Below are 19,577 nucleotides of genomic sequence, written 5' to 3'. Positions count from 1 at the left end.
TTATTTTTAACTGTTACAAAGCCTGTTTTCTTTGTTCAACGTGTGCTTTGCTGGACCAACTTTGAGCTTGCATGAACTGCCTCTTTTTTGTATTGGCTAGAGTTAAGAATTGGCTCTTCGCGCCTTCGTGACAGCAGAGGTTTTTCTCCTCACACTCGAACGGGAAAGCGCCTGCCGGAAACCATCATTTTCATGAAGATCAAACTTTTCACTAAACGTCCTGTCAGGCATGTCAGCAAGGGGTTTGCCCTGATTGCCACCATTACCCTGATGATGCTTTTGGCTCTCCTCAGCGTTGGCCTTTTAACCATTGCGTCTTCACAAGTCCGCATCTCCGAGAAACAGCTTTTTGCGGCGGAAGCCAAATCCCTCGCCAGATTTTCTCTGGAAGTAGCTTTGGGTCAGCTTCAGTGTGAATTGGGGCCCGACCAGCGCGTTTCCGCCAATTCCGGCATTCTTTCTTCCGGAACCAGCGAAGGAAACGCCCCTTATATTCTGGGTGTCTGGAACAGCTGGGATTCCTGGCTCAATACGAACAACTCCGAGGGCATGAACATCTCGGCCACGTATGATACAGGAAGAAAATCCATGTTCCGCCGCTGGCTCATTTCCGACCCTGACCTGCGCAGACTCAGTTCCCTGGAAGCGGGTAAAAACCTGTTGGGCAAACGTTCTCTTTCCAACCAGAATTTCCGCAGTGTCGCCCTGGTGGGGCCAGGCACGATAGGGACGCCCGTAGGGGCCAGGAATCAGGATAAAAAGGAGATCTACGCCCGTATGGTGCGTGTGGATGATTCCTCCAAAACCACAGGGCTGAAAAAAAATGCCAACTCCCGTAAATATATAGCCTGGTGGGTCACCGGGGAAAATCAGAAAGCGCGCATCAATTTGATGCCGCATGCTTCTGAAGAAAGTACGGATGCCCTGACGGTACTGCGTTCCACCTGGGATACGCCCGGCCCCGATTTGGAAGCCCTCAATCTTTCTTCCGTCATGACGGCGGGTTCCGGGAGCGACATGTCCGCTGTCAGAAAGCTTATCTCTCTTGATTCTCTGCTGGCTAACAATAAAAACGGACGTTTGAAGGATTTGGGAGACGTTTACCACGACATCTCTCTGGTTTCTTCCAGTTTGCTGACGGATTCTAAATTCGGTGGTCTTAAACAGGACCTCAACATTATGTTTTCCCAGGAAAAACTGCCCGAAGAATTTCGCGGCGATACCGCGGACATAGGGCTGCGGCCGTACACGTCCGAGGACGGCAACCCGTCGGACCAGAACCGGCCGATCGGCTCCTGGAACCAGCTTTACCTGTGGGCCAACGTGTGGGACTCCTCCACGAAGAGGGAAGGCCAGGACGCCTCCGCCACCCTGCAATGGAACGGAAGCTCTCCCAGCACGCTGATTGCGGCGGACTCCGCAGCCAGCATGGAGATGATGGACAACCGCCACACGTACATGCGCCATCCCATCCTCCTGCGCTTTTATTCCTTCGTAGGGCTGAACTATGTCAGACACGGCAACAAGCACCCCAACCGCGGAGGATGGATTGACTTCCGTGTCGCCGTCATTCCCGTCTATGTCTGGTGGAATCCGTATAATGTGGATATGAAGCTGACCGGGGCCAATGGAGGCGTCTGGGGAGCCTACTTCGGCGAGCACCGCTTCATGCCCCTGCTGCTTTCCCATAATGTCAGATTCGCCTGGAACCAACTGGATGAAAACGCGCTCTCCAATTATGGGGAATCCTGCCTGGTCCCCTATTTGAACGCCTCTTACAACAACCGCCAGGTAGCGGATTTCGGAGCCTCTTTCCGGACTACCTCCAAACTTAACAGCGACGGTTCCACGGTCAAAGGAGAGCCCTCCACCCTGAAAGCGGGCGAAATCGTCGTCTTCGCCCAGCCGGTCGTTTCCAACATCGCCAACGGCAACGAAGTTTATAAAACAAAACCCAACAGCGGTGATTTCAAACCGGACAGGTTCCCGCTCAAGGAAGGCTGGTCCCAGGAACCGGGGCAGGTCAGCTCCTATGCCGTCAACCTGACGGACGGCGTCCGTTATGAGCTTCTGGACGGCAGCGGATACAATCAGGTAGGCATTGCCAAGGCTTCCGTTATCTTCGCGGAAAACACCAGCCAGCTCAACGGCACGCCGGACAATCACGTTCTTGCCGTCAAATACGGAGACAAGGGCTCCTCCAAAGCCCTGGGGACTTTCGTGATGGGGGCCGGCCTGATGGATCCCAACAGAATGAACAGTTCTTCCTCCCTGAATGGGAAAAGCACGGCGGAGATAGACATTTTCTCCAAGACCATGCCGGCCATCCTTAACCTGAACTGGGGCGCCTGGGAAAAACCTCTTGTTGACCAGATTAAACTTCCCGCAGAAATGTGGGAACGCAACGAAGGCCCCAATGAGGAAGCCAAGAAGGCGGGGGAATACGGCAGGCCTACCTTGGATTCCACCTTTGTAGCCTACTACGGAGTATCAGTAAAATGGGGCAAGCCGCCCGTGATTGGAGCCTACCCGGAGGGCAAGGACTACCGCGCCAAGACATGGCAGCACTCCAGCCCCCTCTTCTGGGGCGGCCAGATGCCCACCGCCTCCGAACTGGGGCGCCTCTACAGCCCGTACCAGTTTGAAGTCAAGAACGCCAACAGCGACTTCTTCCCCATCACCATCTCCAACATCCTTTCCAATGACGGCACCAGGCTCTCTCCCTTCGGAGGGCCGGGAGCCGAACAGGTCAACAAGATTGTCGCCGCGGAACTTCCCTTCCAGCAGCCCTCCAGCCTGGCCGGCTTTGCCGGATGCCGCCTCACCCCGGGATGGTACAGGAGCGACTCCAAGGCGGCCATCGCCAAGCGCTTCGCCTACCAGTCCGGCGTGCCGGGCGTAGGCATCGGCAACGCGTTTGCCGATCCCATGCTTCCCGCCGACAAGGTGTTCTCCCACAACGAAATCATGGGGGACGCCGCCCTGGGGGACTTCTGGGACCACGGCCTGATGATCAACGACGCCCTCTGGGACTCCTGGTTCGCCTCCTCCCTGGCCGCCCGCCCTTCCAGCCTTGGGGGCACGGGCAGGGAAGAACTGAAAACCGTTCTTCAGCAGGCTTTCTCCACGGACGCTTCCTCCAACAGGGCCTCCGGCATCGCCAACCGCCGCTTCATGCCCGACCTTCAGGGCAAACCCTCGGAAGCTGTCGTCGAAGAACTCGCCAGGACGGACGAGGGCTACAAGCATGCCTCCAAGTACCTCACCATCGCCGGCGGATTCAATGTCAACTCCACCTCCCAGCGCGCCTGGGAAGCCACCCTGCTGGGGCTCAAGAAGCGCAAAATCCTTTATTCCAGAAACGGGAGGCCTTCCGTGCTCGGCAACTCCCAGACGGCCTTTTCCCGTTTCGGGGTGGCCAGCAGCGACAAGTCCCACGTGGACGACTACGGCTCGATAGGGGTGACCCAGGGCATCCCGGACGGGGAGGCCATGGCGTGGTCGGACCTGAGAACCCTGAGCGACTCCCAGATCAGGTCCCTGGCCCGGAACATGGTCAAGGAAGTCAGGAAGAGGGGGCCCTTCCTGAACATGTCCGACTTTGTCAACCGCCGTCTGCAGAGCGGTGAAATGGGGGTGAAGGGAGCGCTTCAGGCGGCTATTGACGAGAGCTCCATCAACAGCACGTTTGACGAACTCTCCGACATGGTGATCGCGCCCAGGGGAGGCTATCCGAACCAGGACGCGGCCAGGGGGTCGGTGTATACGGCCGCCCCCGGCTACCTGATCCAGTCGGACGTGCTGGCGGTGCTGGGCAACATCCTGACGACGCGGGACGATACGTTTACGGTGCGCGCCTACGGGGAGCTGACCAACCGCGAAGGGATGGTGCTGTCGCGCGCGTGGTGCGAAGCGGTGGTGCAGAGGGGGATCAACTACGTGGATCCGGTGAACAGCCCGGAAACTCCTGCCCGGAAGGTCAACATGAAGAGCGGAGCGCTGGAGGATACGGAGCTGAGCGCCGTGAACAAGGCGTTTGGAAGAAAGTTCAATATCGTCTCCTTCCGCTGGCTGTCCCGGAAGAAGTGTAGCAAAGGGAGCGCGTTTCCATTCCGTTTCACGCCGCTTTTCCTTTCCCGGGAAAGCGGCGCTTTTGCGTCCGGAGAGAGGGGGAAGATATCAGGGCAGAAAGGACGAAAGACGATTTTCCCCTGTTCCGGGGATAGTGGAGATACTCCCGTTTAACAAAGATGCCTCCTTAGGGATTTTTCTCTCCGACTTCCCTGTTTTTCGCTTGCTCCTTCACTTCCTTTCACAGGAGGTTTGAAGGGAAACTGCGGCTTATAAATCAGGCGGGGCGACGGCAGTCCCCCGTTCAGCGCACGGAGAGGCGGCGATTCCTGAAACAGAACCCGACGATAAAAGTAACCAGCGTTCCGATGGTCACGCGCCACGGAAAGGCTATTTCCGGGATATATTGTTGCCAGCCTGAGGGCAGGGGGATGAGTCCCGTCAGTAAAGCGATGACAAGACATCCTGCCGCCATGGCAATGATGTTTCCCGAATCGTTTCCTCTGGTGCGGGTCAGCATTCCCAACAGGAAGATGCCAAGCAGGGAGCCATAGGTGTAGCCGAAGATGCCCAGGGCTATTTGGATGATGCGGATTTCCGGGTGATGAACCACATACCATGCCGTGACGGAGCCCACGAGGATGAGCAGCAGGGAGAACCCGGCCGTCCCCCAGCGCACGCACCGGAGCAGCTGCCGTTCCGTGGCTTCCGGTTTGAATATTCCCTGGTACCAGTCCCTGGTGGCGGTAGTAGCCAGGGAGTTTAGAGCCGTGGAAAGGGACCCCATGGCCGTAGCCAGCAGGCCGGCGATCAGCAGCCCGCGGATGCCGTTGGGCAGTTCATGGATGATGAAGTAGGGGAACACATGCAGCTGCGGCGTGTCTGCGGGGAGGTTTGACGGGTTGTATTGGTAGAAGACATAGAGAAGAATGCCCGTGAAGAGGAAAACGATGACGATGGGGAAGTCCAGCAAGCCGGATACGATGACTGCACGCGTTCCCGCCCTGCTGTTTTTTGCCGCCAGCATGCGCTGCACCATGTCCTGGTCCGTGCCGTGCGTAGCCATGGTGATGAAGGTTGCTCCCAGGAAGGCTGCCCACACCGTGTATTCCTGGCCCAGCACGTGGGCGCATTGCTGGAGGAAGTCCAGCCCTTCTCCGGTTCCCCAGGAGAAGAATTTCCAGTCGTCCCCACCATTCATGGCGGCGGAGATGGAGCTCCACCCTCCGGGGATATGGGAAAACAGTACCCACAGGGCGGAGAGCATGGAGACTCCCAGCACGACGGCCTGAAGGACGTCCGTCCAGACGACGGCTTTCAATCCGCCGATCGCGGTGTAAATGGTCGTGGCGACGGAGATGGCAACCAGGGCGGCAATGTAGAGCAGGACAGTCTGGCTGGCGTCCGCCGTGGCGCCTGTCAGGAACTGGTAGGCGATGACCAGCAGAATGCCCGCGAAATAGAGCCTGGTTCCGCTGGCGAGCACCCGGCTGACCAGAAAGACCATGGAGGCCGTCCGCCGCGTCAGGAGCCCGAATCTTTTTTCCAGGTATTCATAGATGGAAACGACCTTGTAGTCATAGTAGGGCTTGAGAAAGAGCCTGCCGACGATGATGCGGCCCAGGATGGTGCCGATGCAGAGCTGGGCGTACGTGAAGTTGCGGGTATGGTATCCTTCCCCGGGAGCTCCCAGGAAGGTGGCCGCGCTGATTTCCGCCGCCAGGATAGAGGCCAGAATAGCCCACCAGGGCAGGGAACGGTTGCCCAGGGCATAGTCTGTCAGGGAGTTTTGCCTTCGTCCCGCATAGATGCCTATGCAGAAGATAGCCAGAAAGTAGATGACGATGACGAAAAGGTCCGTGAGCATGCCTGGAAAGAGAAGGCCTTTTCCGGAATGGAGATTCCGGAAAAGGCCCCGGGCTTGATGAAGGGATCAAGAGTGGCTCTTGTGTTCCAGCGCGGCTGAAACCAGACCGGAAAAGAGCGGGTGGGCCCGGTTGGGAGCAGACTGGAATTCCGGATGGTACTGGCAGGCGATGAAGAAGGGATGTTCGGGAAGTTCCACGACTTCCACCAGTCCGTGTTCGTCATTGACGGCGCTGATGACCAGCCCTGCGTTTTCCAGTTCGTCGCGGTAGGCCGGGTTGAATTCGTACCGGTGGCGGTGGCGTTCCGTGACGCTGTCCTTGCCGTAGAGCTTGTGCGCCAGCGTTCCGGGCCGGATCAGGGCCTTGTAGGCGCCCAGGCGCATGGTGGCTCCCATGGCTTGGATGCCTTTTTGTTCTTCCTGGAGGCTGATGACGGGGTGGGTGGTTTTCTGGTCGAATTCCGTGGAGTTGGCGTCATCCATGCCGCAGATGTGGCGCGCGTATTCAATGACGGCCACCTGCATGCCCAGGCAAATGCCCAGGAACGGGATTCCTTTGGCGCGCGCGTATTCCACCGTCTGGATTTTTCCTTCAATGCCGCGGTCGCCAAAGCCGCCCGGCACCAGAATGCCGTCCACGGAGCCGATCATGGCCTCCGCGCCCTTTTCCTCAATTTCTTCCGCGTCTATCCGGAGAATTTCCACACGGGCGTCATTTTCCGCTCCGGCGTGAGTGAAGGATTCATAGATGGATTTGTAGGCGTCCTGGAGGGCGATGTATTTGCCTACCACGGCAATTTTTATGGAGTGGCTGGGGCTGATGACCCGGCCGACGTAACGCTGCCAGTCCGCCAGATTGGGCGCCGGAACGTCCAGCCCCAGGCGCCTGGTGACAATGCGGTCTATTTTATCCTGGCTGAGATCCAGGGGGCATTCGTAGATAGTGTTTTTGACGTCGCGGAAGGCAATGACGTTTTTGGCCTCCACGTTGCAGAACATGGCGATTTTGCGGCGTTCGTCTTCACTCATGTCGTATTCCGTCCGGCAGATAATCACGTCCGGCTGGATGCCGATTTCCCGGAGCTTGGCGACGGATTGCTGGGTGGGCTTCGTTTTCATTTCCCCGGCGGCCTTGATATAGGGGAGCAGGGTGACATGGATGAAGCAGACGTTGTCACGGCCCACTTCCAGAGCGAATTGGCGCAGGGCTTCCAGGAAGATGTGGCCTTCCATGTCCCCAACCGTGCCTCCGATTTCCGTGATGATGATGTCCACATCTGATTTTTCCGTGACTTCATAGAGGCGGTTTTTGATTTCATCCGTAACATGCGGAATGTACTGAACCGTTTTTCCCAGATAGTCTCCCCGGCGTTCCTTCCGCAGCACGCTTTCAAAGACCTGGCCGGAGGTGAGGTTGTTGAGCCGGGAGAGGCTGCAATGAACGAAGCGTTCGTAATGGCCCAGGTCCAGGTCCGTTTCCGCCCCGTCGTTCAGGACGTACACTTCCCCGTGCTGGAACGGGCTCATCGTTCCGGGGTCCACATTCAGGTAAGGGTCGAATTTTTGAAGGGTTACCTTGAGGCCGCAGCGTTCCAGCAGCGTGCCGATGGATGCCGCTGCCAGCCCTTTGCCGAGAGAGGAGACAACACCGCCTGTGACGAAGATGTATTTCATGATTTGGTTCCTAGTGTATGTTTAGTAAGATTTGTTCCACCTGTTGCGCCTGCTCCGGCGTATCCACGCCCACACTGACGTGGTCCGTCAGGATGACCCGGATTCTGGCCCCGTTTTCCAGTGCGCGCAACTGTTCCAGGGATTCCGTTTGTTCCAGGGGAGTTGGCTCCCAGCGGACATAGTTTTCAAGGAAGTCGCGGCGGTAGGCGTAAATACCCAGATGGCGCAAGGGAGGCGCTACGCGGGGATGGCGGGCGTAGGGAATGACGGAACGGGAGAAGTACAGGGCGTCTCCGTTACAGGCCAGGGCTACTTTGACGATGTTCGGGTTGTCCAGGTCCTCCTGAGCGCTGATGGGGCAGGCGACGGTGGCCATGGAGAGGGCTTCGTCCGAGACCAGGGCATCCGCCAGCCTGTCAATCAGGGACGGGTCAATGAGAGGTTCGTCCCCCTGGATATTGACGACATGCGTGGCGGCAGGGAAGGAACGTACCGCTTCCGCCAGGCGGTCGCTGCCGCTGGGATGGTCCGGAGAGGTCATGATGGCCCTGGCCCCAAAGGATTCGGCGGCGTCAAAAATGCGCTGGTCGTCCGTGGCGATGGCGACGGCGTCCAGGCGGGAACAGCGGCAGACGCGTTCCCATACATGCTGAACAAGAGGTTTTCCTGCAATGAGGTGGAGGGGCTTGCCCGGAAATCTGGAGGAACCCCAGCGTGACGGAATGAGACCGATGATATGGTGGGAAGTATCTGCTGACATGGGAAAAGGAACCGCACCGAAAGGTAGCAACTCCCTTTGAATTAGTCCAGCCTCAAGCATCAGGAACGCCTGTTTTTCCCGGGGAAGGAAAGGGGCGGTCAGGCGGAAATGGATGCCGTTGCGGCGGCCTGCCGTTTTTCCTGCGTTCTCCGGATCATGAGCGGCATGTATTCCTTGCGGACATGGAGGGATACGTAGAGCCCCTCCCTCTTGGCGCAGGAGTAGAGTACTTTAATGATGCCCAGGGATATGATGTCCATCGCAATGGTGATGCTTTCACCAAAGATCAGGAAAAAAAAGATCGGTTTGGTGAAATAGACGGCGGAAACATACAGGATGCCGAGTTTGTATTGATGATTGCGGTAGATTTTACTGACGATCCATGCGTAGGTCATGCCAACGACGGACAGGATGAGGTACAGGGAAATCCCGATGTAGCCGAGCGTTTGAATCGTGGAAATGGGGCCGCTGTGCCACTGACCGTTCCATGCAAAGGCGCTTTGGTCTTTGCTCAGGTTGTAGGCTTCTTCATAAACATTGGCTTTCACGATGCTGATATCCCGTGAAAAGCCGTCTCCGAATATTTTATCCTGAATAAAGTGTTCACGGTCATCCAGAGCCCAGCTCCACATCTCAAAACGCCAGTTGACGGAGTCTTCGGCGTTTGCCTTGGCTTGCGCGCTGACGTCCAGGAAAGGAACGGCTGAAAGCGTACGTTGGATGCCGAAAGGCAGGGAATGAAGCATTCCCGCAGAGGAGAGCAGCAAAAGCAGAAGCGCTCCGAAGAAGGGAACCAGAAGGCAGAAGAACCACCTTTTGTAGATCAGGGAGATGGTGAAGAACAGCAACAGAACCTGGGCCATGGCGGAGCGGAATCCGCTTAACAGGATGCCGACGGTTCCAAGAAGAAGCAGCGCCCCCCACCAGGGACGCTTGATCATCTGCCACACGGAGTAGTTGATGATGAGCAGTTGCAGCACCAAGATAGAAATTCTGAGGAAAGAGGAGTTCCGGGAATCTTCGGAGAGCGTGTCTGGAGAACCCGCGTTTGCGGCAAGATCCGCCCCGGCGCTGTCCGGTGAAAGGAGATTCCGGGCAGTTGAGATAAGGGTAAAAACGATGGTCAGGAAAACGGCCCATTGAAGCACTTTGCCCAGTTCATGGCTGGTTGTTTTTAGCGAGGACAGGCAGAGATAGGCCAGGAGGGCCTGTAGGAAAAGGATATATCCCTTGCCTCCGTAGTAGTCTTCCAGCACATCCAGCCCCAGAGCGAAGGGGTGGCTCAGGAAGATGTAGCCCACGTGCATGAACAGCACGAGGACGACAGCGTCCAGAACAGGAGCGGAATTCCACGTCAAATTTGAACGCCTGAGCATGGCGTTCCACAAGTAAAAAGGAAGGGTTATTCCGTAAGCAAGGAGAGGGGCGTAGTCCCTTAAAGAGGGGATGGGCAGGAAAAGAATGGGTATCAACATCCACAGATACCACACTTTCCCTTTCATCAGGAATAAGGCGGCCAGAACAAAAGGGGAAACAGCCAGAACGATGGAAAGGGGATCCCCGTCCGCCGACATGATGCCGCCTATGATGGCCAGAAGAATGGCAACGACTGAAACCAGTACAATTTTAAATAAGTTACCATTCATAGGGCTACCCGTTATTCCCGAATGAAAAACAGTGGCGGGAAAAAGAGATGGATGGTGGAGTATAGGGGATTCGAACCCCTGACCTTCTCATTGCGAACGAGACGCTCTACCAACTGAGCTAATACCCCGTGGGAAATACCGGAAGGAATTTAATTCATCCCGCGTTTGAAAGCAAGCGGAATTCGTCAGGAAAGGCAAATAAGAGGGAGGTTGCCGCCTTTCCCCGTTTCATGCAGACGTTTCATGCCTGCCGGAAGCCGGCCGCAGGGAAGCCGTGTGACTCCGGGAAATGTTCCGGATTAAGGGAAGGCGGGGAGGGGCCGGTTTTTATGAAGGTCCGTTTGCCGGAATTGGAGCGTCAGCGGACCTGCTTGTTTTTGATGCGGTTTCTGAGGTGGGCTTCTTCAAAAAGACCGTCCATGTACAATTCCACGGCTTGAGCTTTTCTGAGGCTCCGGGCTGCATCCCTAAGAGCCGGGAGCGCTTCTTCATAGGATGGCGTTTTCCCTTTTTTGACAGGGGATGCTTCCACAAGATGCCACCCCCACCGGCTTTTGAGAAGCGCCGGCTTGTTGTCCGGAACGTCTGCCAAAGCCAGACCCAGGGTTTCCTTTGCGCGGGCGGGGTTGATCCAGCCGAGTTCCCCGCCTGCGGGAGCGGAACGTTCGTCTTCACTGAATTCCCTGGCGAGCCGGGAGAAGGATTCCCCCGCCTCCAGCCGCGCCAGCAGCGTTTCCGCAGTTTGCCTGACCTGGGCTTCATCCCTGTGCAAGGTAGCCAGGAAGATGTGCCTGGTTTTCCGCAAATCAGGCGGGGTGAGCTGGTCCCGGATCAGATTGTAGCAGGTTTTCAGGTCTTCGCCGGACGGTTCCGCCGCCTGGGCGGTTGCCCGGTAGAGCTGTTCCGTCTGTTTGAGCCTGGCTGCTATTTTTTTTTGAAATTGTTCCTGCGTCAGTTTCTGGTCATGCAGGGTTTTCAGGTATTGTTCCGTGTTTCCGTCAAAACGGGACCGGATTTGTTCCACGGCGCGCGCCGCTTCCGCATTGCGGTTGGGAAGCTGGAGGTCATTGACGCTGGTTTTCAGGCGCAAAAGGGAGGAGCCGATCAGGTCATACCTGGCCCGCGGAGCCAGATCGCCGGGGATGTCCGGTTCATGGGTAAGTTTGAACCCGCCGTCCATATCCAGCACGGGAGGCTGGCGCAGCAGCTTCAGTTCCGTAATCCTCCGGGAAAGCTGGTTGGCGGTGACAGGTTCTCCATACACTTCCGCTATCCGGGCGGAGGTGTCTCCTGGCGGCCCCGGCATCGGTTTCAGGTACGCGTCCATTCTGCCGGCCAAAAAGCCGTGCCAGACAAACAGGTCCCCCACCAGATAGAGCAGGAATGCTCCATAAATCACAAGCCTGAGCGTGAACTTTCCAGTGGGAGACATGGCAGGAGAAAGAGGGTAAAGAGCTTAGTTTCCGCCGCCGGCGTCTGCCAGACGGGCGGATTCCGGTGGGAGGAAGTTGCGGAATCTCTTCTTTTCAATGCACTTCATGTAGGCTTCTTCCGGGGAGACGATGCCCTGCTGGAGTTTCTGCCAGATGGCGTCATCCATGAATTGCATGCCCATGGCCTTGCCGCCGACGATGACGTCAGGGATTTTCTGCGTGGCGCCTTCACGGATGATGGCCGCCACGGCCGGCGTGGCAAAGAGAATTTCGTTGACGGCTACGCGTCCCGGTTTGTCACTGCGCTTCATCAGGAGCTGCGCCACAACGCCGCGGAGGGAGCCCGCAAGCATGGTGCGCACCTGGGATTGCTGGTCAGACGGGAATACGTCAATGATACGGTCAATGGTTTTGCTGGCGTTGTTCGTGTGCAGGGTGCCGAATACCAGAAGACCGGTTTCAGCCGCCGTGAGCGCCAGGGAGATGGTTTCCAGGTCACGCATTTCACCCACCAGCACGATGTCGGAGTCTTCACGAAGGGAAGCCCGGAGGCCGTCTGCGAAGGAAGGCGTCTGGAGAGGCACTTCCCTCTGGGTGACGATGGATTTTTTATTGGGATGGACGAATTCAATAGGTTCTTCCACGGTGATGATGTGCCGCGCCTGGTTGCTGTTGATGTAGTCGATGATGGCGGCCAGCGTGGTGGATTTACCGGAGCCGGTGGGTCCCGTGACCAGCACAAGGCCGGATCTCATGTGGGCGAATTCCTTGACGACCGTAGGCACGCCCAGTTCTTCCAGCGTGGCTATTTTGGTGGGAATAAGACGGAAAACAGCCCCCAGGCCGTGCTGCTGCTTGAAATAGTTGCAGCGGAAACGGGATGTTTCATCCATTTCATAGGCAAAGTCCAGGTCCCCTTCTTCCAGATATTTCTGAAAAGCCTGGGGATCGCATATTTCCGCAAGGAGGTTTTTGAACGCCTGGCCTTCCAGGTTTTCGTCGGAAATGGCGGAGATGGTCCCGTTGACGCGGATTTTAGGAGGCTGGCCTTCGCTGAGGTGAAGGTCGGAGCCGCCCGCTTCTACGAGATATTTGAAGTATTGGTCGATGACTGCCATAACAGGAGTGTTTCAAAATTAAAGGTTACTTGATTCCCAGGAAGGATTTCATGATGGTTTTGTCTTCCGCGCGGAAGATGCAGTCTTCCGTGGTGATGAGGCCCGCCTGGTGCAGGGCCCGGAGCGAGTCGTCCATCAGGATCATGCCCTGGGCTTTCCCGGTCTGAATGCAGCCGGGAATCATGAATGTCTTGCCTTCGCGGATGCAGTTGGCGATGGCGGGCGTATTAACCAGCATTTCAATGGCCAGAGCGCGGCCGTTGCCGTCCGCTCTGGGAACCAGCTGCTGGGAGATGATGCCGCGCAGGGATTCGCTGACCATGATGCGGATCTGGTCGCGTTGCTCCACCGGGAAGACGTCCAGCACGCGGTCCACCGTACGGGCAGCGGAGCCCGTGTGCAGGGTGCCGAGCACCAGGTGGCCGGTTTCAGCCGCCGTGAGCGCCAGGGAGATGGTTTCCAGGTCGCGCATTTCCCCCACCATGATGACGTCAGGGTCTTCACGGAGGGCGCCGCGGAGCGCCCGGGCGAAGGATTCCGTGTGTTTATGCACTTCACGCTGGTTGACGTGGCAATTTTTGGAGGGAATCAGGTATTCGATGGGGTCTTCAAGCGTGATGATGTGGTCGTGGCGGTCCTGGTTGATGAAATCCACGATGGAGGCCAGCGTGGTGGATTTACCGGAACCTACGGAACCCGTGACTAAAATGAGGCCGTTGGTGTAGCGGGTGAGGGGCACCACGTATTCCGTCGGCAGGCCTATTTCCTCCATGGTGCGCACCCGCGTGTTGATGATGCGGAAGCAGATGTCATAACCCAGGCGCTGTTTAACCACGGATGCGCGGTAACGGCCAAAGTCATTGGCGTAGGCGAAGTCCACGTCCCCCCGTTGCTGAAGGCGGTTCCATTCCGGGTCTTCCAGAAAGCCCCTCGCCAGCACTTCCGTGTCCTGGGGCGTGAGATTGGGCGCTTCCTCCCAGATGGGGAGAAGCTGGCCGAACCGGCGCCAGGTGGGACGGCTGTTGACGGCAAGGTGGATATCGGAACAGTCGTAATCCTGTCCAAGTTTGAGATATCCGTCGACGTGGGGCAAAATGTATTCGCTCATGTTGTGAATGCAGCAAACTGATAAAGCTGCATACTAACGAAAACAGAGCTTTTTTGACCAGCAAAAAATATTCGGGAACCGATTTCTGTAAAAGCGGCTTCGCGCCGTTCCGCGACAGATGCAGAATTTTGAGAAAGGGGGCTTTGCGGAAGATCCGCGGACGTTTGTTCCCGGGAAAGGGAAGGAGGATCACACAGGGGAGCGGCGCGGGAGATTGTCTTTTCCCTCCGGGCCTGGTTTGGCGTTCCCTGGAAGACAGGGAGGGGGGGCGGTTTTTCTTTAACGCCGCAGGGGAATGCCTCTGTTTTTTTGCGACGACGGCATTCCCGAACCTTTTTCAAGAGGCGGCAAAAAGCCGCTGTCTTAGCCGGAAAATCCTGTTATTTAAACAGGCTGAGGAATTTTTTGCCGGCCAGGCCGAGCCCCATTTTTTTCAGGGAAGGAAAAGCCAGGGTGATCAGGATTTCAACGATGAAACGGAAGATGGAGGAATGAATCCAGCTTCCGGAAGCGGGCGGCTGCGGGGAAGGGGCCGGATTTCTTCTTTTTTTCCCCGTAAACATGCGGATAAGAAGAACGCCACCCACCGTACCGACAATAGAGCCGATCACAGGCAGGGACATGGCCTTTTTTTTCAATTTACGGAAGTGGTCGGCCTGCTGCTGCGTCTTTTGCACCAGGCTGTCCGCTTCATTAACGATATCCAGCCGGGAGGAAGCCACCCGCATCAGGAGTGCGAGCTTTTCTTGAGAGCCATTTGCAGACATGATAAATCCGTTTTAAGTTCTTCCGCCGTCGCAGGAGCGATAGGCGTTACATGGGTTCGGCAGAAAAGGATGAACGCCGCGGCGGCCGCCAGGAGATGAAGCCCCGTGGTGACGGCAAGCCCGGCGATGAATCCCCAGAAGTACGCCATGACCACGGTCAGCAGGCACCACAGAAAAAGATAGCCGAAGAAGGCCATGAAAGCCCCCATCAGGAGAAGGGCCGTTTTTTTGCCCAGCCGTTTGGACGCTTCCTTCAGTTCCAGTTTGAGCAGTGCGGCCAGGGCTTCCGCATGGGCCAGGGCTGCCGTCCCGGTTTCCCGGAGGGACCGGACCATGGCCATTCCTTCTTCCTTTTCCTCCACAAGGGGGGTGACGAAGGTTCGCTTGAGTTTGTCAATCAGTCCCATGGTTCGGTTTGATGAGGGGAGGACGCCATGCGCGCGGCGCGCATGGCGCGGAATGAAAGGAGAGGGTTAGCGACGGCGGATAAGCAGGCCGATGAGAAGGCCCACGCCCATGGCAATCAGCACGGACTGGGTGGGTTTTTCCTTCACGTATTCTTCACCCGCTTCGTGAAACTTCTTGGCCTTGTCACGGATGACTTCTCCCTTTTCCTGGGCGTAGTCGCAGATGGTGCTGGCCTGTTCCGTAGCCGCCTTGCGGATTTGATTTACTTTAGCCGCGGCGAAAGCCCTGGCCTGCTGGAATCTGGTGACGGCAAGCTCGCGGGCGGAAGGGCAGGAGCAGGAGGTGTCATTTGCTGCTGCGGTCGTTTCAAGTTCGGTTTGGTTGTCTTGCATGGTTGATTAGAGTATTAAGGGTTGGTTTCTGTTGAAAAACATGTCGGCTTACATGTTTTCGCCTCTCACATTGGAAATTATTTAGCACGCTTCTCACTATTGGCAAGTGTGTAAAGCGGCTTCACCCGGAATTGTGCGGCCTGTCAGCGGCGGCTTCCTGAAAAACCGCCGCGGGGGTCCGGTTTGACTTGGGGTTCGTTAGGATTCCGGTACCGCAGAATGCCGTAATCCCTCAGGTTACGGATGAATTCCTGAGCGTTGGCCCGGAAGCGCGCGTCGTACATGAGCAATCCCAGAAAGCCCTGGTTTTTACGTGCGTCAGCCGTGATGGAGGAGATTTGTTCAGATGCTTTCCGCAGTGCGGCCAGCGTGGGGGGAATTTCCTTGATGGCGGGGTCCAGAGTGCTGAATTTTTCTTCGGCTCCGGCAATGAGTTTGCGGGCATCCCGGACGGTATCTTTCATGGCCGCGACCGAGGATCGCGTTTCTTCCATGAGACCGGGGAGTTGTTCTCCGGCCCGGTTTATTTGAGACAGTACGCTGCCGAGGTGCTGGAGGTTTTCCTGATTCAAAACGCCCTCGTTGATCAGTCTGGTCGTCTGGGCCAGTCCTTTGGCCGCCTCTCCGATGTTGAGGATAGCGTCGTCAATGTTGTCTGAATTCTTTTCGATTTGCTTGAGGATTTTCAGGATTTCCTCTGTGGCGCCCACGGCATTGTTTTTGATTTTGCTGAAATCGCTTTCCGGCTGACCGATGATGGTGGCATGGGGAAGGATGTATTCATGCGTGGGCTGGGCCGGAGGGACGATATCAATGTATTTGTCGCCCAGGATGTTCTGCATGTCCACCCGGAAGACGGACCCTTGCTGGATTTTCACGTCGCTCTGGATGTTGGCTTCCAGCATGACTTCATTGCCGGAAGGCAGGAGTTCAGGGGCTTTGGTGACTTTCCCCACCGTGACGCCGCCCAGGCGGATTTGTGAGTCCTTGATGAGTCCCGCCGCATCTTTGAAAATAATGTTGATGGGGTAGGTTTGCTCTTTGGATGTTTTGATGTTGCCGAATCCCAGGATGACTCCGATAATCATCAGGATTCCGGCGATCAGAAAGAGGCCTACCCATGTTTCCGGTTTAAGTTTCTGTTTCATGGCTCTGTGGCAAGATGGTTATTGTTTGCGTTCCCGTTCCGCCCGTTCCAGCAGAACCCGTTGGAAATTTTCATTTTTGCCGGACAGGGCAGCCCAGTTTTCCCCGGAGTCCCCGTACAGGAACTTTTGCAGGATTTCGTCTTTGGAGTGCAGCAGTTCTTCCGGAGTTCCCGTCCAGTAAACCTCACCGTTTCTGAGATAGACGATTTTGTCCGCGATGCGGATCACGCTGGGCATGTCATGGGAGACAATGACGGTGGTGATGCCTTTGTCCTTGCAGATCTGCCGGATGAGGAAGCTGATGCTGTCCGTGACGATGGGGTCCAGGCCCGCGGTGGGTTCGTCATAGAGCAGGCATTCCGGAGTGGTAATGATTGCCCTGGCTACGGCGACGCGCTTGATCATGCCGCCGGAGAGGCTGGACGGCATTTTTTCCTGCTGTCCCAGCAGCCCTACGGAGTCCAAAGCGGCTGAAATACGGGTGTCCAGTTCGTTTTCATCCCTGATCCCCGCCTCCTGCAGAGGGAAAGCTACGTTTTCTCCCACGCTTAGGGAGTCGAATAAGGCTCCCTGCTGGAACATGAATCCGATTTTGCTGCGGATTTGCTTTTTGATTTTTTCCGGCGCGCCGCTGATGCGCCTGCCGTCTATTTCCACATAACCGTCCAAGGGTTCCATCAGGCCGTCCAGATGTTTCAGAATGACGCTTTTCCCGGCTCCGGAGCCTCCTATTAAAGCCATCAGTTCTCCTTTGCCCACGTCAAAGCTTACGCCTTTCAGCACTTCCTGGGTGCCGAAGCTTTGTCTGAGCTGGTGGACGCGGATGAATGGCTGCATGGCGGCGGGGAAAGGCTATCTCATGAATCCCATGGGGAAGAACGAGTTGAGGATCATGGTCAGGATAAAGTTGGCGATGAGCAGGGCCACGGAAGCGTACACCATGGCCTGCATGGTGGATTTGCCTACGCCCACGGCGCCGTTTGTGGTGTTCAGCCCCTCCCGGCAGGAGATGGTGGAAATGATGAGGCCGAAAGCAAGAGCCTTGACCAGGGCGACGATGATGTCCCCCATAGTGACGAATTTGCTCATGAAGTGCATCCAGTAGGCCTGGTCTACGTTAAAAGCGGTGACGCTGACGATGTATGCGGAGGCGATGCCCACCAGAACGGCTTCCATCATCAGAATGGGCATGGAAATAAGCATGGCCTGTATCCGCGGCTTCACCAGGTAGTCTACCGGATCCACATTCATGGAGTTGAGGGCATCCACCTGTTCCGTGACTTTCATGGTGCCGATTTCCGCGGCCATGGCGGACCCGACGCGCCCCGCAAGCATCAGCCCAGTGATGACGGGGCCCAGCTCCCGGAACATGCCCACGGCGACGACGGCCCCGCCCATGGTTTCCATTCTCACCGTTTGAAGCTGGAACAGTGTCTGGGCTTCCAGCACCGCGCCGGTGAACGCGCCGGTGATGATGACCACCGGCTGGGATTGCACCCCTATTTTTGCAATTTGCTCCACAAGCACGCGCATCCGGAACTGGCCGGACCACATGCATGAAGCCACTTGATAAAGCAGCAATCCGATTGACCCTAACCGGTCAACCAGCCTTAAAGCGGCGCGGCCGATCATGGTTGCTATATGGAATTGCATGGCTTCTACTAATCATTTCTTCCGCTTCAAGAGCAAGCGCAATGTATGCCACGGGAGGAAAAGGAAGGTTTCGCGTCAGTCTGCCAGCCGATGGATATAAGGCGTTTCCTGCGTTCCGGGGATGGAGCGCAGCATGAGGCGGGGCGGCAGTTTCAGGCGCGTCCATTCGGATGCGCGGGCCTGCCGCTGCAAACGGCGTATTTCCCTTTCCGATTCCGGGAACCGGTTCGCCAGCTCCGTGGCGGATTCATGTTTCCGGTGCAGGCGGATGAGAAATCCGTCACGCATGGCGGCCTCCGGAGCCGGGGAAATGAAACCGGGGAACAGGTTTGCCAGTTCCGTCTCGTATAAATCCCCCAGCGGCATGAAATCCGCGGCTAAAGCGGCAGGAAGGAAGCGGGGCGCCGTCATGATATCCGTTCCCGTCAGAGAAGAGAGCGGCAGGGCTCCTTCTTCTTCCGCCCATTGGCGCATGAGCCATGCGGCCGTGGCTCTTTCGTCCAGCCCTTCGGTTTTGTTAGGGAGAGAAACCGTCCGAACGCCAATGCCTGCCGCGCCGGCGAAGGCTTGAACCTTTTCCCTTGTCTCTTCCGGAATGCCGGGCAGGGAGGGGATAAACCCCGTTACTGCCAGAGAGGGCCGCATTTCCTTCAATAGTTCCGCTAACAGAAGGGAAGCGGAATTTTCCAGCAAATTCAGGCAGACGGCCCCATACCCGCTTTTCAAAATGAAGTCTTCCATCCCTTTGCGGAGGGCGTGCCGGAGCTGTTTTTCCGGGGAGGGCAGAGGGGAGTCCGTTCCTGTGGAGTTTTCCGGGGAAATGACGGCGGAATCCCGTTCAAAAAGACGCAGCCGTTTGAGAAGATGTCCGTTGCTGGACCATACGGAAGATGCGCCGGGCAGCAGAAACGGGCCTTCTCCCCCGGCCAGGCGGGCCGTCAATACGGGGAGACCTGTTTCCCGCGCCGTACGGCGGGCTTCTGCCTCATCCTGTTCCAGTAGCCCCTCATGCCATGCATGGGCAGGCGTGCGGAGCAGCAGGCATGTGGAGGAAACGTGCGGCGGAGGAATTTCTTCCCACGGGGCGATGGAAAAAACGGCTTCATCCTCCGTTCTCCGGATGCCAAAGACGGGGACGCGTTCGTTCCCATGCGGGGCGGGAGGGATAACGGCCTGCCGGGGAAAGGAAAGGCCGTTCCTCAACAGATGGAATCGGATACCTTCCGCGTCCGCCGCTCCCAGCAGCAGGGGGACGTCCGCTATTTCCCGTGCCAGGTAGGCCAGGGCCGCCCGGTGCTGGGTCCGGAAGCCGCTGCGCAAAGCCAGTTCACCGGTATGCACGCCGCTGAGGGCCAGCGGCGGACATAGGACGAGCTCCGCGCCTGCGTCCAGGCAGGAGCGGTACAGTTCCACGATGGTTCTGAGGTTTCGGGGAAAGTGGCCGGGAATGGTTTCCGGTTGGATGAATCCTGTCTTCAGCATGCGACGGAAAGGTAGACCATTACGGGGCGGCGGGCAAGCCGGGATGACCG

Annotated in this window: 15 protein-coding genes and 1 tRNA gene; 1 reads left to right on the top strand and 15 read right to left on the bottom strand. The window is 57.1% G+C overall.

Going from position 1 to position 19,577, the window contains the following annotated elements; all coding sequences use genetic code 11:
* Nucleotides 1-192: 192 nt before the first annotated feature.
* Nucleotides 193-4,245 (top strand): hypothetical protein, encoded by a 4,053-nt coding sequence (locus O4G22_RS00910; RefSeq protein WP_306713896.1) that lies wholly within the window; start codon nt 193-195, stop codon nt 4,243-4,245.
* 130 nt (nt 4,246-4,375) lie between these two features.
* Here O4G22_RS00910 and O4G22_RS00905 read toward each other — a convergent pair whose 3' ends face one another.
* The 15 genes from O4G22_RS00905 to O4G22_RS00835 form a co-directional block, all read right to left on the bottom strand.
* Nucleotides 4,376-5,938 carry a sodium:solute symporter gene (locus O4G22_RS00905; protein WP_297673707.1) on the bottom strand — a complete coding sequence of 521 codons (1,563 nt, stop codon included), beginning with the start codon at nt 5,936-5,938 and terminating at the stop codon, nt 4,376-4,378.
* Nucleotides 5,939-6,004: 66 nt separating this feature from the next.
* Nucleotides 6,005-7,612, bottom strand: a complete 1,608-nt coding sequence (locus O4G22_RS00900) for a CTP synthase (RefSeq protein WP_094135591.1) — start codon at nt 7,610-7,612, stop codon at nt 6,005-6,007.
* A gap of 10 nt (nt 7,613-7,622) precedes the next feature.
* Nucleotides 7,623-8,372: a 3-deoxy-manno-octulosonate cytidylyltransferase gene (gene kdsB / locus O4G22_RS00895; RefSeq protein WP_094135593.1), complete on the bottom strand. Its 750-nt coding sequence runs from the start codon at nt 8,370-8,372 to the stop codon at nt 7,623-7,625.
* 98 nt (nt 8,373-8,470) lie between these two features.
* Nucleotides 8,471-10,018 (bottom strand): O-antigen ligase family protein, encoded by a 1,548-nt coding sequence (locus tag O4G22_RS00890; protein ID WP_306701941.1) that lies wholly within the window; start codon nt 10,016-10,018, stop codon nt 8,471-8,473.
* Nucleotides 10,019-10,070: 52 nt separating this feature from the next.
* Nucleotides 10,071-10,146: transfer RNA gene (locus O4G22_RS00885), tRNA-Ala, on the bottom strand.
* 230 nt (nt 10,147-10,376) lie between these two features.
* Nucleotides 10,377-11,450, bottom strand: coding sequence for a peptidylprolyl isomerase (locus tag O4G22_RS00880; protein WP_306701940.1), 1,074 nt, complete (start codon nt 11,448-11,450; stop codon nt 10,377-10,379).
* Between the two features lie 24 nt (nt 11,451-11,474).
* Complete coding sequence (locus O4G22_RS00875; protein WP_094135599.1) at nt 11,475-12,569, bottom strand: type IV pilus twitching motility protein PilT; 1,095 nt, start codon at nt 12,567-12,569, stop codon at nt 11,475-11,477.
* 25 nt (nt 12,570-12,594) lie between these two features.
* A complete protein-coding gene (locus O4G22_RS00870; RefSeq protein ID WP_012419224.1) occupies nt 12,595-13,677 on the bottom strand; it encodes a type IV pilus twitching motility protein PilT in 1,083 nt (360 codons plus the stop codon).
* A gap of 380 nt (nt 13,678-14,057) precedes the next feature.
* Nucleotides 14,058-14,399 carry a hypothetical protein gene (locus tag O4G22_RS00865; protein WP_306713895.1) on the bottom strand — a complete coding sequence of 114 codons (342 nt, stop codon included), beginning with the start codon at nt 14,397-14,399 and terminating at the stop codon, nt 14,058-14,060.
* Between the two features lie 5 nt (nt 14,400-14,404).
* Nucleotides 14,405-14,851 (bottom strand): phage holin family protein, encoded by a 447-nt coding sequence (locus O4G22_RS00860; protein WP_306701938.1) that lies wholly within the window; start codon nt 14,849-14,851, stop codon nt 14,405-14,407.
* A gap of 66 nt (nt 14,852-14,917) precedes the next feature.
* Nucleotides 14,918-15,244: a DUF883 family protein gene (locus O4G22_RS00855; protein ID WP_012419221.1), complete on the bottom strand. Its 327-nt coding sequence runs from the start codon at nt 15,242-15,244 to the stop codon at nt 14,918-14,920.
* Nucleotides 15,245-15,387: 143 nt separating this feature from the next.
* Nucleotides 15,388-16,392 (bottom strand): MlaD family protein, encoded by a 1,005-nt coding sequence (locus O4G22_RS00850; protein ID WP_306701937.1) that lies wholly within the window; start codon nt 16,390-16,392, stop codon nt 15,388-15,390.
* An 18-nt stretch (nt 16,393-16,410) separates the two neighbouring features.
* A complete protein-coding gene (locus O4G22_RS00845; protein ID WP_297405702.1) occupies nt 16,411-17,229 on the bottom strand; it encodes an ABC transporter ATP-binding protein in 819 nt (272 codons plus the stop codon).
* Nucleotides 17,230-17,244: 15 nt separating this feature from the next.
* On the bottom strand, nt 17,245-18,045 hold the full coding sequence (locus tag O4G22_RS00840) for an MlaE family ABC transporter permease (protein ID WP_094139832.1): 801 nt from the start codon (nt 18,043-18,045) through the stop codon (nt 17,245-17,247).
* Nucleotides 18,046-18,120: 75 nt separating this feature from the next.
* Nucleotides 18,121-19,527, bottom strand: a complete 1,407-nt coding sequence (locus O4G22_RS00835) for a hypothetical protein (RefSeq protein WP_306701936.1) — start codon at nt 19,525-19,527, stop codon at nt 18,121-18,123.
* Nucleotides 19,528-19,577: the final 50 nt, after the last annotated feature.

This window comes from Akkermansia muciniphila (genome assembly GCF_030848305.1).
In the GTDB taxonomy this organism is placed as follows: Bacteria; Verrucomicrobiota; Verrucomicrobiia; order Verrucomicrobiales; family Akkermansiaceae; genus Akkermansia; species Akkermansia muciniphila_A.
The sequence above is the reverse complement of the archived record's forward strand: the minus strand, read 5'-3'. Positions and strand labels throughout refer to the sequence as shown.